The organism is Streptomyces sp. NPDC058239, from assembly GCF_042882185.1.
Taxonomy (GTDB): domain Bacteria; phylum Actinomycetota; class Actinomycetes; order Streptomycetales; family Streptomycetaceae; genus Streptomyces.
This window is the reverse complement of the sequence record NZ_JBHVWS010000039.1, coordinates 13,125-26,660: the sequence shown is the minus strand read 5'-3', so window position 1 is coordinate 26,660 and position 13,536 is coordinate 13,125. Positions and strand designations below refer to the sequence as shown.

Here is a 13,536-nt window from a genome sequence, read left to right as displayed (position 1 = left end):
TCACCCCGGTCCACCCTGAAATCATGAGCGTCCCGGTAGTCGTCCACGGCCTGTCCCTGTCGGGCGGGCGCAATGTCGCCATCAACGGACAGATCACAGGGGTCGCCCATGATGACCGCGACCTCGTCGAGTTCCTGAGGCGTGCCGGCCTCGATGACGCCTGGGATCTCCTCGACGACCCGCACTGGGTTGAATGGCGCGGCGGTCGGGCGCACCGGTATGAAGCGGCGTGAGCAGCCACCCCTTGCGCTTCCACCTGGCTCAGATCAGAGCGTGATCCCGCGCAGGGCCTGGCGGCGGTCGGTGATGCGGGTATGAGGCCCGCCGTCTGCCAGGTGACCCTTCAGGGCCTCGCGTGCGGCGGCGCGGACAGCGTTGAACTTGTCCGTCCCGAAGGCCTGCAGGAGTTCGGCGCATTCCTCACCACCACTGCCGGCGGGGGCGCCGCTGCTCTCCAGGGACGAGACCGCGTACCAATCCAGGGCGGTGAGTACTTCACCGAGGGAGACTGCTGCGATGTCGGGGCCGTCGAGGTGCTGGGTGACGGCGCGGTCGTTTACGCAGGCAGCGAGCAGCACGACCGCTCGGGTCCTGAGCGGCTCTTGGAGCAACTCAGGCTGGTGGCGGCTGGCATGCCACAGGATCAGTTGGTCTGCTGCCGACACCGCGTATTCCCAGCGGGTGGAGGGGGCCCGCCTCGCACCGTCAGTCGTCATGGTTTGCTCTTCCTCTCGGGAGCGGTGCAGTGCAGCGTACGGGTCACAGTCCAGGATGCCCGCCCTGGGCTGATCATGGTGGGAGTACAGGTAGTGGCTGACGTGATGGCCCCGGATGACATTCTGCGTGCTTGCGGGTACCTCGAGGCGGTCTGGATGGAGGATGCGGCGAACATGGCGGCGCTCTTGGACCACGGCCCGGGGGAGGTGTCTACGCCGGTCCTGGTGGCCCAGCTCGGTGACAGCGTCATGCAGCTCCTGTTGGCCGGCCGGTTCGGTATTCGCGACGGGTTGTCCCGGCAGGAGCTGCAGGCCGCCACGGAGGCGATGCACGCCGACCCGGTCGTACGCGTGTCGAAGATCCTCATTCAGACGCTCAAGGAGATCGCATCAACGGCGAGTCCGGGTCAGGCGGAGGCCATTGCGCGGGCCGTCATCAGCTACATCGTCAAGGTCAGTGATGCGTCCCCGGATGATGTGCTGCCGCTGCTTGCGCAGCTGCGCCAGGCCACTCTCCAGCGCATGGGCGGAGAGCCTGCCTGAAGTAGTCGGCGTGACGGGCAGTCCTTATGCCCGGTGGTGGCATCGGCTTCGAGGTGAGGTCACCACCGGGCTGGTACAGGGTGGCATGAGGGTCTGACAGTGGCCGCGGGTCAGGCGTGCCAGGTGCCGCGAAGGGCGGCGGTGACGAAGCCGGGCCCGTACGCGACGGCAACACCGGTGGCCCCGGCGGGCGGGGGCGTGGTGTGGGTGCGCTCGATGATCCGGAGGACCGAGACGCCGCCCAAGTTTCCTTCGTCGGCGAGGGTGTCTGTGCTGTGCCGGGTGTCGTGGGTGTCGAGGCCGAGGGCGGTGGCGGTGTCGGTGATGATGCGGGCGCTGCCGGGGTGGATGACGGCGAAGTCGACGATGCGGGGGCCGAGCCAGTCCAGGAGGTGGGGGAGGACGTCGTCGGCTGCGGTGAGGGCTTCCTTCGTGGAGTCGAAGTGGAAGCCGGTGTGGTCGACGCGGCCGTGGTAGCGGGTGAGACTGTTCGGGAGGACGTGTTCGTACGTGTCCGCGGGGGTGTCGACGGCCAGGCCGGGGCCGAGGGGCTGGTTGGTGACGAGGGTTGCGGCGGCGGAGTCCCCGAACAAGGCCTTGTAAATCATGTGCTCGATTTTGGTGTCGGCGTGGTTGTACACAGCGGAGATGACCTCCGCGGCGATGACGAGAACGGTGGTCCCGGGGCGGGCGGTGACCATGTCGACGGCCCGGATCAGGGCTTGGGTGCCGCCGGCGCAGGCCATGGTCGTGAGGGCGATGCGGCGGACTTTCGGGCGGAGGCCGAGCCGGTCGACCAGGTGGATGTCGAGGTTGGGGACGGACCACCCGGTGGAGTGCGTGGTGATGATGGCGTCGATGTCGGTGACTGCGACGCCGTGGGTCGCCAGGGTGCGGAGGGCTGCCTGTTCGGCAAGGTCCAGGGCGTCGGCAAACGCTGCCGTGGCCCGTTCCCCGATACCCGCGGTTCCGGACACGGTCGGGGCGGTCAGGGGGCGGGTGAAGTACCGCGCGTGGACTCCGGTGTTCGCGACGATGCGGAGGATCGCGCCGAGGCGTGGGTGGTCGGGGTGGTGGGTGCGGATGTCGTCGCTGATCTCGGCGGTGGTGACCTTGTGGACGGGGAACACGGTGCTGGGGCGGGCTATGTAGGCGGGCACGTCATCCTCCGGCGGGCAGGATCCAGCGGCGGTGTGGGGGTGAGCACAACCTAAGCCACGGTGGGCGGGGTGTTGCCCCTGCTCAGAGCATTGCCAGGAACAGAACGTGCGGTCTGTTCTTCGGCAGTGGGCCGCTGTTGCCAATCCGGGGGCATGGGGTCAGTGGGCGCGGAGCATCGGGGTGCGCAGGTGGGCGCGGCGGGTGCCGGGGTGGAACACGAGGACGATCAACCGGGCGCCGGGGGCGGTCATGGGCTCGGCTGCGCACATGGTGACCCAGCCCGGCCCGTCCTGGGCGTGGAGGAGGGGGCGTTCGTCGCCGTCGGGGTGGATGTGGGCGCCGCCGGCCTCCCAGATCGGGGCACAGTCGGGGTCGGCCAGGACTTCCTTCTCGAGCTGCTGGAGGATGTCGTCGTCGGGGCGGCCAGATAGTGCGGCACGGAGCTGGGGGAGGACGAGGGGCGCCCAGGCGGTTGCCCAGTTGGTGAGAGTGTTCCGCCCGTCGGGGTCGAGGAGCATCCACCGCATGGTGTTCGTGGGGACGCGCCCGTCGGGGAACATGCGAGCGAAGGCCTGGTTGTGGGCTATGAGTTCCCACGACGCGTCGGTCACGTACGCCATGTGCGCCATCCCGTTGACGGCTTCTTGCCACACCCCTGGGACTTGTTTACCGGATTCAGGGGTGAGCGGGCCGGGCGGGTCACCTATCCCGGCGTACCGGCACAGCGACCTCCACTCCTGCTCGTTCAAGGCGAACAGCAGGGCGACGCGGCGAACGAAGTCGATGTCGGGCCGCGGCCAGGCCCCGGACTCGAGGCGACGGTACTTGCCAGGCGTCTCGTGAAGGATCTGGTCGACCTGGTGCTGAGTCAGGCCGGGGGCGCGCCTTCCCTGCCCGGTCGGGCGCTCAAACCCATGCCCTTCGGGCTGGATCAGGGCACGGCGTTCCTTGAGGAGATTGCGTAGCGCCTTCTTGTTCATACGGTGAAATCCCCCGTGTATGGGACAGGTTGTGCGCCGTGAATCCTATTTATGTTCACGGCGCTTAGCGATAAAAATCGGACGTAGATAACCATCTGTCGACCCGTCATGATGTTCGACGTGGGGCACTGGCCTGCGGACCTGCCGGACCGTGATCACAGTGCTACATGCGCGGGATTCTTGACTAGACCGCTTCCTGAAAAGGACCGGTTGACTCTGGGGCAAGAAATCCTGCAGCCCGTCGGAACAGTGGCGGGAAGAGTAGGGCGTGTCCCGTATTCCGCCTTTCAGGGTCGGAGCTTCGCAGCACGGGCCGCGTCTTCCGTTCTTCCCCGTTGCGGTTCCTGGGGCCGCCGACTGTGGTCGGTGCCGTCACTCGCCATCACGTAGCGGCCACGGCACCGACTGCACCCATATCCCTCACGGCCCACCAGACGCCCGTGGTTCCAGCCGGGCGCAGAACGTTAGTCAGTCGCCAGCCGCCTGCTTCTCCAGCTCAGCCACTCGGCTGGTCAGCCGCTTGATGTGCTCTGCCTGCCGCTCAATCAGATCGTCCTGGCCAAGAAGGCACGGGGTGACTTCGGTAAGGTCCCGCATCCGCTGGTACTTCTCCTCCGTGGTGTGGCCGTCCCAGCCGCGACAGATCCGGTTCGTCGGCTGCACGTGGGCGAACAGGTCCATGTCCCGCTCGGCAATGTGCCAAGTCATCTGGCCAGCCGGGGTTTCCACGGTGACGACGGCCCACTCGGGGGCGTTCGGGTCGGTGCGCCCGATGTGTGAGGGGTGGAGAGCGGCCAGGAGCGCAACGAGGTGCGCGCGCTCGCGGTACGTGGCGTCAAGTGCGGTCTCGGCTGCGAGCTGGGCGGTCAGGGCGGCGGATGCATCTCGTGCAGCTGACCGAGCGACCCGCTCGGCCTGATCCACGTGGCGGGCCTGTGAGGCGCGGCCGCGGTCACGCCCCTTGTCGTAGCCGCGCCCGAACGCTTCCCGGATTTCACGCTTCGGCGCTTCGTCGATCCACGGCAGGAGATGCTCGGCGGCGTCCCAGTGCGCGCCAGCTTCCTGCGGATCGGTCTGCTGCGTCTCGTCGAGGCCGATGCCGTACGTGTAGCTGCGGCACAGTTTCTCGGCGAGCTCGGCCAGGCGCTGCTCCCGGGTGCGCTCCGGGGCGTTGTCCTCGGGCTGGGCGTCCGTCACTGGCCGGCCTCCGTGGTGGTGGGCTGCTGCGCCTGGTCAAGGGCGGCGCGGATCTGTCGGGCGAGGTAGCGCTCGCCTTGGCGTTCCGGGTCGGTGGTGTGCAGCAGCGGATCGGCGAGGATAGCCCGCACACGTTCGATGGCGGCCTCGGCCTGCTCGGCGCGCTGCTTCGTTTCCCGCCACTGCCGGTTGCGGAGGCGGATCTGTGCCCACAGATTCTGGATCTGGGTGGGGTCGGCGCCGTTGGCGCGAAGGCCCGAGCGGAGAACGTGCAGTTCGGTCTCGGCGCTCTTAGCGCGGCGGCACTGCTTCTCGGCGGACCGCTCGGCTTTCTCAGCACGCTTCCCCACAAGGGTGGTGAGGTGGGCCGCTGCGGTGGCCGTGGCCCCAGCCTCCTGCTCGGCCCGTTCGGCGCGGGTGTATAGCTGGTCGAGGTCGTCGCTGGTGAGGTCGTCGAGCGAGATGCGCTGAGTCATGAGGGGTCTCCCATGTCCGTGCTGGCCTTCTTGCGGGCCCGGTATCTGGCCATGGACGCGCGCTGGCAGGTCCGGCACACGCGGTTGCCACGTGACTTGACGTGTGTATTCGCGGCATCGAACGGGTGGCCCTTGACGCAGTGTGTCTTGGCCGCGTTCGCAGCATGGATGCTGTTTCCACGAAGGATGTTCTCCCTGGCCGTGACCGGCTCCAGGTGGGCCGGGTTCACGCAGCGGCGGTGCAGGCATTCCACGCCGCCGGCGCAGGACGAGTCGTTGGTGTGGCAGAGGTGGTCAAGCTGAAGCCCCTTTGGCACAGGGCCGACAAATCGCTCGTAGGCCCACACGTGGGCTCGGTATCGAACCCCTGCGAAGTGGAAGTCGCCGTAGTTGCCTGCTCGGCTGCTGCTCACCCACAGCCAGCAGCCACTGTCGGTTTTGTCGACGCGCGCCCAGAAGCGCTCTTCGATGTCGCCAGAGAGGTTCAGTAGCGGTTCTGCCTGAACGTCTCGACTGCGTTTCCATCGGTTGTAGTGCGGCCCGCAAAGGCCACGGGCATGAATTGTCTTCATGCAGCCGGACGCGGCGCAGATGCGGTCGGTCACTTTTTCCTCCGTGCTGCTCGCCGGGCGGCCCGGTTGGCGTGGGGTGTGGGTGCGTCGTCGGGTATGACGTGCTCGCCGGTGGTGCGGAGGACGGTGCCCCACTGGGTTCCGGGGCGGCCGGGCCGCTCGCCTCGAGGGCTGGATGACGGGGTGGTCATGAGGTCGGCTCCTCGGAGGTGTCGGCTGCCGCGGGCTGCTGCGCCACAGCGGCCGACCCATCGGCGGGCCTGAAGTCGTGGCGGTCTTCGTCTTCGTCACAGGCGGCGCAGGTGCCGGGGGTGACGGGATCGTCGCCCGGTTCATGCTCGTCTTCCGCGTGGTCGCACTCGGCGCAGACCGGGACGGGGACGTGCCCGGTGAGGGTTGGGTACAGGTCGGTGCGGGAGAGGCAGGCGTGGATGACATCCGCGACGATTCCTGCGTCGAGCGGGATCTCCTCGCCCTTCGGGTGCAGGCTGCCGCGCACGTAGCCCATGACGGCAGCGTCGCGGACAAGTCCGCGCTCCCGCTCGGTGAGGTCAGCGAGCACGCTATTCACGGCGTTGACGCGGTTGATGGCGCGCTGGTCCATGTAGGCGATCAGCCACTCGGGCAGGGTGTTGGGCATGTGGCGGCTCCTGGGGAAGGGGGCTGGTTTCAGGGTGGCGCGGAATCGGCGCTGCATTGCCCCCGGTCGGGGTCAGGCGTCGAGTTCGAGCGCGGTGACGACCGGGTGCGGTTCGAGGGCGATCCAGTCGCATCCGCCTTCGACGTGAATGGAGCCGTCGCCTTCCTGGCGGGCGTCGCGGATCGTGAAGCGGTCGTTCAGCTCCTGCGCCTTGGCGACGAGCGCGCCTCGGGCGAGGTCTCGGTCCAGGTAGACGCCAATAATCGTGCCGCCCTCGTGCATCTCGCCCTCGGAGAGGATCCAGACGGTGGGCTGGCCCGAAGCGGCGTGGCTGGCGTTCTGGCGGTGCTGAAGTTCCGTCACGGCGTGGCTCCTCACTGAGTGGGAGTCTCACTCTACCCTAAAACCTATTGTGGACACCATGGGAATGCGGGAATGGGCGAGTCTGGTACGCCCCAACTCCCACGCAACCAGGGCCTCATCCGCCCGAACCGACCCCTACCGCCCCTGCCACGCCTACGCTGACCGGACGGCCCCACCCCCGCCCCGCACCCTGGGAGGCCCCGTGTCACAGCCCATGGAAGCCGGCCCGAACCCGAACCCGCCGTCGTACCCGCCGAAGACCCCGCCACCGCCGAAGAAGCCGCCGAACCCGCCCCGCCCGGACGTACACGGCCCGGTCGTGCCGACGGCACGCCGCGGGGTGGGCATGGTGAACCGGCGCGGGGCGAACTGGACGCTGGAGTCAGCCCCGTGGGCGGCAGGGAAAGCCCGGACCGCGGTGGTGGAGCAGCTGGGGAAGTGGCGGTACCGGCCGACCGTGGGCACGGTCACGGCGGTGGAAGCGGTGACGACGCTCCTCGTCGAGGCCGCGGTCGCCGACGGCGGGATGAAGGTGTCGGTACACCTGTCGGATCAGGACGGGCAGGCGTGCATCCTCGCCCTCTCCCACCACACCGCCCTGACGACCGGTCACGACGACGAGGGCGGGGATGTCCTGCACCAGATCACCGCACACCAGGCCGTCACCGGGTGCGGAACCGACGCCGGGCCCGACGGGCGCCGAATCTGGGCCGTCGTCGAACTCTGACCGCAGGCGAAGCCTGGTGGCAGACTGCGCACCATGACGACGAACCGCCCGAAGCGCCTCACTGAAGCGAAGGCCCGCGCCATCGCCGACACTGCCGAGCTGGCAAAAGCGGCGTCGTGGTCGACGACCAACGAGTGGAACGTGACAGCCGACGACGGCACGGTCCTCGTGGTCGTCACCCCGTCGTACGGCGGCGCGACGCGCAGCGGCCGGAACGGGTGGAAGTACTACCTGCCCGCCATTGGCCGGACCGGTACCCGGGACAGGTGGCCGACCCGTCAGCAGGCGGCGGTGCAGGGCCTCATGGCGTGGATTCGCTGGGCCACCGCAGCCCGGTAGGCGTGACAACGCCCCCAGCCTTCCGGCCAGGGGCGGCGGATCTACGCAGGTACTCGACTCCTACACCGCGGTGTCGGCGTCCTCGAGCTCGTCGTCGTCGATGAAGTGCCCGCCCATGTTCGACATGACACCGGACGCTTCCCGCAGGTGGGTCTGGGCGATCTGGATGGCCTGCTTCGCGTCGAGCAGGGCCCGCAGCGCCCGCGAAGTTGCTTCGCCCGGGTCGTCGCCGTTGGCCATGCGGATGGCCTGCTGTTCCTCGATGTGCTGGAGGGCGGCGGAGGCCTGCTGGATCGACTGGGGGAGCCGTTCAAGGAGCGTGTAGAGCCCCCCGACCATGCCGGCGACCTGGTTGGGGGCGGCGTTGATGATGTTGTACTCGCCGTAGAACGCCTTAATGTCGAGGGAGCGGTGGTTCAGGGCGCGAATCTCTTCGGCGGCGGCGTACGCCATCTTCTGCGGCTCACGGTCCAGGTCCACGGTGCTCTCCTCGGTGTGGGGCGTGTCCGGACAGTCTTGCAGTGGCCACTGACAGCCTGCGGGAGAACACGGCAGGTTCAGTCGAGCTGGTCGTACGTGTCGGGCCGCCAGTCGGCAAACAAGGTGATCGCCTCCTCGGTCTCCGTGCGCTCTGGTGTGGTGGAGGTGGCTGGCCACCAGTTCTCGACGTGTTCGGCGTCCACGAGCACGAAGGTGTCGTATCCGTCGAAGTTCGCGGGGCTCTCAGCGACACCGATTTGGATGGGGGCGTCGTCGGGTAGGTCTTTGATCGCTTCGCGGAGCTGCGCAGCGTTCCATACCTGCGGGGTGTGATCGAAAGTGTCGGCCATGGGCACAGGATGCCGGACGGCACTGACAGGCCGGGGGAGAACACGGCTGTACCCCGGGCCAGAGCGCTGATCCGGGGTACAGGGGGCCGGGGTGAAGAACTGATCACCGGACGGTGAACCGAACCCGGCCGGTGGACACCGTACCGGGCCATGCTCCTACCTCGGACACCAGCCGCAAAGTAGCGCCATTGACTAGTGATCGCGGGCGGCATTTTCGTGACGGCCGACGAACTCCTCCAGGACCTCCGCCATGCCGTGCAGCTGACTGGCGGTCTCCCGCAGCTTCTCGGCCTGGACGCTGTGGGCGGGGTCCTTGGAGATGAGGCCCAGCACGGTGGAGAGGGAGCCTGCGATGCCCATTGCGGGCATGACCAGGAGGGGCAGGGCAATGTCGTCTCCGCGCTGGATGGCGGCGGTGCGGCTGGTGAGGAGGTCCTCCAGGCGCCGCGCGAGGAGGTACAGCAACGCGGTCTGTGCGCCGCCGTCGTCGTGTCCCAGGTTGGCGCCCTCGTATAGGTAGTCGGCGGCCAGGATCAGGGCCGTTCCCTCGTGCCCGGCCTCACCAGCAGCAACGGCCGCGTGCATGACCTGCATCTCCGCCAGACCGGCAAGGGCGTGCGCCATGCGCAGCCTCAGCAGCTCGGCCCCGCCAGCGTTCTTCTCCTCGTCGGTGAGCTCCTCCGGGGTGAAGGGGCGGGTCAGGAGCCCGAGTTGGGTCAGAGCGGTGAGGAGTTCGGTGGTGTTGGCGACGGGGCCGGTGTCTGTGTGCTGGACCATGCGGCCACCCTGGCACACGTCGTTCATGGTGACGGCGGCTTTGTCCGAAGGTGTGGTTCCCCAGTTCAGCCTGTCGCTGCCATGAAGAGTGGCGGCCGTACGTCCTGGGGAGGAGTGCGGCGTGAACTTTGAGTTCGAGTGCTGGCGGTGCGATGCGGACTGCGTGGTGTACGGGAAGCCGGCCGGCTTCTGAACCGAGCAGTACCGGGTGGTCGACGAGTGGGACTGCTGGAACTGTGGCGCCATCAACATCACACCACCCCCACCGTGGACGCCCGCCGACTGAGCCCGGGTCGGCCGCGAAGTCCGAACCGGACTGGGTGTCAGGTTTCAGTCTCGTTGGCGGTCCGCTTCGGGCGGTGCAGGCCCCGGTACCGATAGCCGAGTAATGGCGCCCCCAGGTCGTGACCCGGAGACGCCGCATGCGACAACTGCCTGGCCTACTTGGAGCGCTTGCTGACTCGTTCGGAAAGTTCGGTGCTCCAGGTGGCCGCAACATAGCCACCTGCTACAGCAAAGTCATTCTGGGCGCGCTGAAGGATCGGCACTCCGGGCAGTTCAGCACCGGAAATGGCCTGATGGATCAGCAGTCTGGCGCCCATGACCGCGTGGAGCGCTGCTTCGATGCGTGCTCCGCCTGGCATGGCGTCCTGCACGCCTGAGGGGAGGCCGACAATGTGATGGTCGTTCTCCTCAACGCACCCCGAATCAACGGAGGCAACAAGGGTTCGTTGAACTTCGCGAAGCATATCGATCGCGCGCTTCCATTCGTCAGGTGTCGGCTGTGATGCCTGGTGGGCGGTCATGCGGTTACATCCTCTCGGCAGTCGTGTACAGGACGTTGGGCGCTGTGGGCCGTCTCGCGGCGGCCCACAGCGGGCTTGTCAGAACGGGGCGGGTGCGCCCGCGTTTTCAATGTCGTGCTGCTCGGCCGCGTCGGCAAGACACACCTGGCAAAGGGAAGATCCGCGCTCGGGCGGCCTGCCGCACATTCCGTCCCGCCCGTCGCATTCCAGTGGGGGAGACGCGGGGGCGCGTACGGACCGCTGGGGCGGCATTGCCGCATCGGATGAACCGGTGCCCGCCGGGGCCGAGTTCGCCCCAGCGGTAAGATCCTGGCCGCGGTCCTGGGCGCGCTGCGCCTTACGGGCCTCGAGGCGTGCCGGGCACGTCTGGCACTCCTCCTTGGAGTCGACGTCCACGCCCGCCTCGCACCGCGGGTTCGCACACCCGTACCGATCCCCGGCCTTCAACGGCCGAACCATGGCCACTGCGGCACCAACCAGGGAGTCGATCTTCCCGGCGTAGTACTTCTCCGCCCAGCCGTGGTGGTTCCACCGCTGCTGGATACGAGCACCGAGCTGTTCCACCGTGCGGTCCGCGGCCGGCACATCGCCCGCGAGGGCGTCAAGGACCGCCTGAGACAGTGTCGGAACATCCGGCAGGCCCCCGAGGAACTCGGCAGGGAAGTGCGCCCGCACAGCAGCAACCAAGGTCAGCTGCTCCCGGGTGTGCTTGTCCTTCTTGCTGCCGCTTCTCTGTCCTCGAGCCGGCCGGTCGGTGTCGTCGTGCTGTTCGGGGAAGGGGCTCGTCTTGCCGGACGCGGCGCAGCCGCCTTCAGCCTCACGCGCACTACTACCTGAGGTTGAAGTCCTACGGACGTCCACGGGGCTACGCCCCGAAGGGGCCTCGCTCTCGTCTTCAAGGTGTTCGTCTGCGGCTCGCGCGGAAGTAGTTTTCTTCCTTATATGAGCACCCCCCTCACCGGGGGTCGGTCGACCGGGGGCCCCTGAGGGGGGTGTCGGTCGAGCCTCTTCACCAGGGGTGTCACCCTCGTTCGAGGCCGCGTTTCCCCTGGTCGGACCGACACCGCCTCCGGGGGGTGTCGGTCGACCGGAAGGCGCGGAAGAGGCCTTTTTGGGGTCCAGCCTGGTCGGCTCAACCCGGTGCGACTTCACGTTGCCCTCGGCGTAGATCTCCTCGACCATCGCCGCCACGTCGGCCGCCGTGAACGGGATCGAGTCCACGGTGAACGTCGTGTACCAGGACCCGCCACGCTTCACGACTTCCTTGCCGTCCTCGATGACGGTCTCCGTCGTTGCCCGCTGGATCTTGAACTTGACGACGTAAGCATCCTCGACGAGAGCCCTCATGGCCTTCGACAGGGACTTCTCGCCCTCGTCATAGTCATTCGACAGGGTCTCGACGTTCACGTCAGCCCCATCCTTCGCCCGAACCAGACAGGTCAGAAGACCGATGCTGAGGATCGACGGAAGGCCATCGATCGCGCCGTTGTCGACAGCGGCAAACCGGCGCGGCCGGGAAACACGCTTCCTCATACCGTCACCCCCGCCGTACGGAGGATCACAGAGCGTGGACTTGTTGGCGTAACTCTCGCACCCGATACTGTTCTCACTGAGAACCTGCTTTCAGAGGGTGGGGCTCATGTGATGCAGCGGGCTCGAACCCCGCTGTTGTGCTTGGACGGCCGGTAGGAGCTGCGAACTCTCCGGCCGTCTTGCCGTTTCTGGGCCAGGCGCGATGTCGCCGGCCAGATAACCCGATCACGATCGCCTGGGACGGCGGGCCCGCGGCCTCTTGTCGGGGCCTCGCACGTCGGGTTGGGGCGGGTTCTTCCGGAAGTACTCCAGGAACGCCCCGGTCTCCATCGTTCGAGCGTTCGCGATCGGGATGTACGGGAGACGGTTTCCGTCGTCGCCGAAGGGCCAGTCTTCTCGAGTCCTGGCCAGGTAGCGGATGGTGTCGCCGGTGGCGTGCTGGGCGATGCCGAGCTCGACGAGCAGGCGCGCGCCGGTCTCGAAGGTGACGAACGGCGGCAGGTTGTCGGAGGTGCTCACCATGCGGGATGCACCCCCGCGGGACCTTTTCGGAGTCCCGCAAAAACGCGTAGTCTCACTACGAACCCTTCTAGCGGAGTGGTTCACGTGGCCGCTTGTCTTCGCAGGTCGGCGGCCATAAGGGCGGTCGGCCGGTGTGATGAACCGGTCGGCCGCTATTGATCAAACGCCCCAAGTCGTCACGGGCTACGCATTGCTTCCCTTCCTCTCTTCACAGCAGGTGCTGGTTCGGTGTCATTGCTGCCAGTTTGAACTCCGGCAGTTCAACCACGGTCACGCCCGCCGCTTCGAGGATCTCCGTGCCGTCGGCGCCGGGGACGAACGTGTCAGGCTCCCGCCACGCGGTCACCACTCGCCGAACCTCAGCGTCGATGAGGAGTTGAGCGCAGGCGCGGGGACGTGAAGCGCGCCGCGCGCACGGTTCGAGGCTGGAGTACACCGTCGCTCCGGGCAGCCGCAGATCCCCCGCAGCCTTGGCGAGAGCGGCCTCCTCGGCGTGTAGGTGCGGGTCACCCCCTTCACGGGAGTAGCCGCGGGCCACCTCCATGCCGTCAGCGTCGACGATGACGGCGCCGACGGAGAACGCTGTGCTCGACGGCGGGCACTCAGCAGCCAGATCGCACGCGATGGCGAGCCACAGGGCGTCGTTCACGCCGCCACCTGTCCGTCGCTGGTCTCCTTCGGGGCATAACGCAGAAGGATCACGTCGCCGATTTGCTGGGAATCCAGCAGGTGCATGCGGTGCAGCGGGCCGCCCGGGTAAGGGCCTTCGCCCAGCATGCGCGGCGCGTCAGGTTGGCCAACTAGGAGCGGAGCGACAACGAGATGGAGTTCGTCGGCCAGCCCCTGCCGCAGGAACTGGGTGTGGACCCGCCCGCCGCCCTCGACCATCAGTCGACGTACCCTGTGTTCCGAGTGCAGATGCTCGAGCAGCATCTCCCATCGCTTCACGATCGGCATCGTGTACACGTCCGCGAGATCTCCGACAAGGCCACGGGCCTTCTCGGTCGCTTCCTGGCCAGCCGCGTAGACGGCCTTTCGTCCGCCGTAGTGCCAGAATTTCCAGTCAGGGTCCAGATCCCCGCTGGCCGTCACGGTGACCTTCAACGGGTACTCCGGCAGGCCGGCGGCCTTCCTGTCGGCGCGCCGCTGCTCCGACTTCACCAGCAGCCGCGGGTTGTCCAGGCGGAGCGTGTTAGAGCCGACGAGGATGGCATCGCACGAGGCGCGCACCGCGTCCACGCGGTCGAAGTCGGCATCGTTGGACAGCAGCAGCCGGTCCTCACCGGGCCGCGTGTCGAGGTAGCCGTCGATCGAGACGGCCGCGGACAGCAGTACATGCGGGCGGGGCACAGTC

Annotated in this window: 19 protein-coding genes and 1 pseudogene; 4 read left to right on the top strand and 16 right to left on the bottom strand. The window is 67.7% G+C overall.

All coding sequences use genetic code 11. The features are described from left to right. Positions 1-23: 23 nt before the first annotated feature. Positions 24-233 carry a hypothetical protein gene (locus tag ACFVYE_RS32110; protein ID WP_389607876.1) on the top strand — a complete coding sequence of 70 codons (210 nt, stop codon included), beginning with the start codon at positions 24-26 and terminating at the stop codon, positions 231-233. A gap of 33 nt (positions 234-266) precedes the next feature. Here the strand turns inward: ACFVYE_RS32110 and ACFVYE_RS32105 are convergent, their stop codons facing one another. Beyond that, positions 267-716, bottom strand: a complete 450-nt coding sequence (locus ACFVYE_RS32105; protein WP_389607875.1) for a hypothetical protein — start codon at positions 714-716, stop codon at positions 267-269. Positions 717-809: 93 nt separating this feature from the next. Here ACFVYE_RS32105 and ACFVYE_RS32100 point away from each other — a divergent pair, with 93 nt between their 5' ends. Next, positions 810-1,259 carry a hypothetical protein gene (locus ACFVYE_RS32100; protein WP_389607874.1) on the top strand — a complete coding sequence of 150 codons (450 nt, stop codon included), beginning with the start codon at positions 810-812 and terminating at the stop codon, positions 1,257-1,259. Between the two features lie 110 nt (positions 1,260-1,369). Here the strand turns inward: ACFVYE_RS32100 and ACFVYE_RS32095 are convergent, their stop codons facing one another. From ACFVYE_RS32095 to ACFVYE_RS32060, 8 genes are all read right to left on the bottom strand, one after another. After that, positions 1,370-2,419, bottom strand: coding sequence for a PhlD (locus ACFVYE_RS32095; RefSeq protein WP_389607873.1), 1,050 nt, complete (start codon positions 2,417-2,419; stop codon positions 1,370-1,372). Positions 2,420-2,578: 159 nt separating this feature from the next. Then, positions 2,579-3,400 (bottom strand): helix-turn-helix transcriptional regulator, encoded by an 822-nt coding sequence (locus tag ACFVYE_RS32090; protein WP_389607872.1) that lies wholly within the window; start codon positions 3,398-3,400, stop codon positions 2,579-2,581. A gap of 468 nt (positions 3,401-3,868) precedes the next feature. Continuing rightward, on the bottom strand, positions 3,869-4,597 hold the full coding sequence (locus tag ACFVYE_RS32085; protein WP_389607871.1) for a hypothetical protein: 729 nt from the start codon (positions 4,595-4,597) through the stop codon (positions 3,869-3,871). Beyond that, a complete protein-coding gene (locus ACFVYE_RS32080) occupies positions 4,594-5,073 on the bottom strand; it encodes a hypothetical protein (protein WP_389607870.1) in 480 nt (159 codons plus the stop codon). Before ACFVYE_RS32080 ends, ACFVYE_RS32085 begins: the two co-directional genes overlap by 4 nt. After that, positions 5,070-5,678 (bottom strand): HNH endonuclease signature motif containing protein, encoded by a 609-nt coding sequence (locus ACFVYE_RS32075; protein ID WP_389607869.1) that lies wholly within the window; start codon positions 5,676-5,678, stop codon positions 5,070-5,072. The genes ACFVYE_RS32080 and ACFVYE_RS32075 overlap by 4 nt, the downstream gene beginning before the upstream one ends. Then, positions 5,675-5,836 carry a hypothetical protein gene (locus ACFVYE_RS32070; RefSeq protein WP_389607868.1) on the bottom strand — a complete coding sequence of 54 codons (162 nt, stop codon included), beginning with the start codon at positions 5,834-5,836 and terminating at the stop codon, positions 5,675-5,677. The genes ACFVYE_RS32075 and ACFVYE_RS32070 overlap by 4 nt, the downstream gene beginning before the upstream one ends. Continuing rightward, positions 5,833-6,285: a hypothetical protein gene (locus ACFVYE_RS32065; protein ID WP_389607867.1), complete on the bottom strand. Its 453-nt coding sequence runs from the start codon at positions 6,283-6,285 to the stop codon at positions 5,833-5,835. The genes ACFVYE_RS32070 and ACFVYE_RS32065 overlap by 4 nt, the downstream gene beginning before the upstream one ends. 72 nt (positions 6,286-6,357) lie before the next feature. After that, positions 6,358-6,648, bottom strand: a complete 291-nt coding sequence (locus tag ACFVYE_RS32060; RefSeq protein ID WP_389607866.1) for a hypothetical protein — start codon at positions 6,646-6,648, stop codon at positions 6,358-6,360. Positions 6,649-6,850: 202 nt separating this feature from the next. Between ACFVYE_RS32060 and ACFVYE_RS32055 the strand changes: the two genes are divergently transcribed. Both ACFVYE_RS32055 and ACFVYE_RS32050 read left to right on the top strand, forming a co-directional pair. After that, positions 6,851-7,375 (top strand): hypothetical protein, encoded by a 525-nt coding sequence (locus ACFVYE_RS32055; RefSeq protein ID WP_389607865.1) that lies wholly within the window; start codon positions 6,851-6,853, stop codon positions 7,373-7,375. 33 nt (positions 7,376-7,408) lie between these two features. Continuing rightward, a complete protein-coding gene (locus ACFVYE_RS32050) occupies positions 7,409-7,714 on the top strand; it encodes a hypothetical protein (protein ID WP_389607864.1) in 306 nt (101 codons plus the stop codon). Between the two features lie 60 nt (positions 7,715-7,774). Here ACFVYE_RS32050 and ACFVYE_RS32045 read toward each other — a convergent pair whose 3' ends face one another. From ACFVYE_RS32045 to ACFVYE_RS32015, 7 genes and pseudogenes are all read right to left on the bottom strand, one after another. Beyond that, complete coding sequence (locus ACFVYE_RS32045) at positions 7,775-8,194, bottom strand: hypothetical protein (RefSeq protein ID WP_389607863.1); 420 nt, start codon at positions 8,192-8,194, stop codon at positions 7,775-7,777. Positions 8,195-8,271: 77 nt separating this feature from the next. Next, positions 8,272-8,544: a DUF6225 family protein gene (locus tag ACFVYE_RS32040; RefSeq protein ID WP_389607862.1), complete on the bottom strand. Its 273-nt coding sequence runs from the start codon at positions 8,542-8,544 to the stop codon at positions 8,272-8,274. A gap of 192 nt (positions 8,545-8,736) precedes the next feature. Then, on the bottom strand, positions 8,737-9,321 hold the full coding sequence (locus tag ACFVYE_RS32035) for a hypothetical protein (RefSeq protein ID WP_389607861.1): 585 nt from the start codon (positions 9,319-9,321) through the stop codon (positions 8,737-8,739). Between the two features lie 440 nt (positions 9,322-9,761). After that, positions 9,762-10,127, bottom strand: coding sequence for a hypothetical protein (locus ACFVYE_RS32030; RefSeq protein ID WP_389607860.1), 366 nt, complete (start codon positions 10,125-10,127; stop codon positions 9,762-9,764). A gap of 78 nt (positions 10,128-10,205) precedes the next feature. Next, entirely contained in the window at positions 10,206-11,534 is a 1,329-nt protein-coding gene (locus ACFVYE_RS32025) for a hypothetical protein (RefSeq protein ID WP_389607859.1), read from the bottom strand. Positions 11,535-11,885: 351 nt separating this feature from the next. Then, complete coding sequence (locus tag ACFVYE_RS32020) at positions 11,886-12,182, bottom strand: hypothetical protein (RefSeq protein ID WP_389607858.1); 297 nt, start codon at positions 12,180-12,182, stop codon at positions 11,886-11,888. A 208-nt stretch (positions 12,183-12,390) separates the two neighbouring features. Next, positions 12,391-13,532 (bottom strand): annotated as a pseudogene (locus tag ACFVYE_RS32015) (dihydrofolate reductase family protein). Between the last annotated feature and the right edge of the window lie 4 nt (positions 13,533-13,536).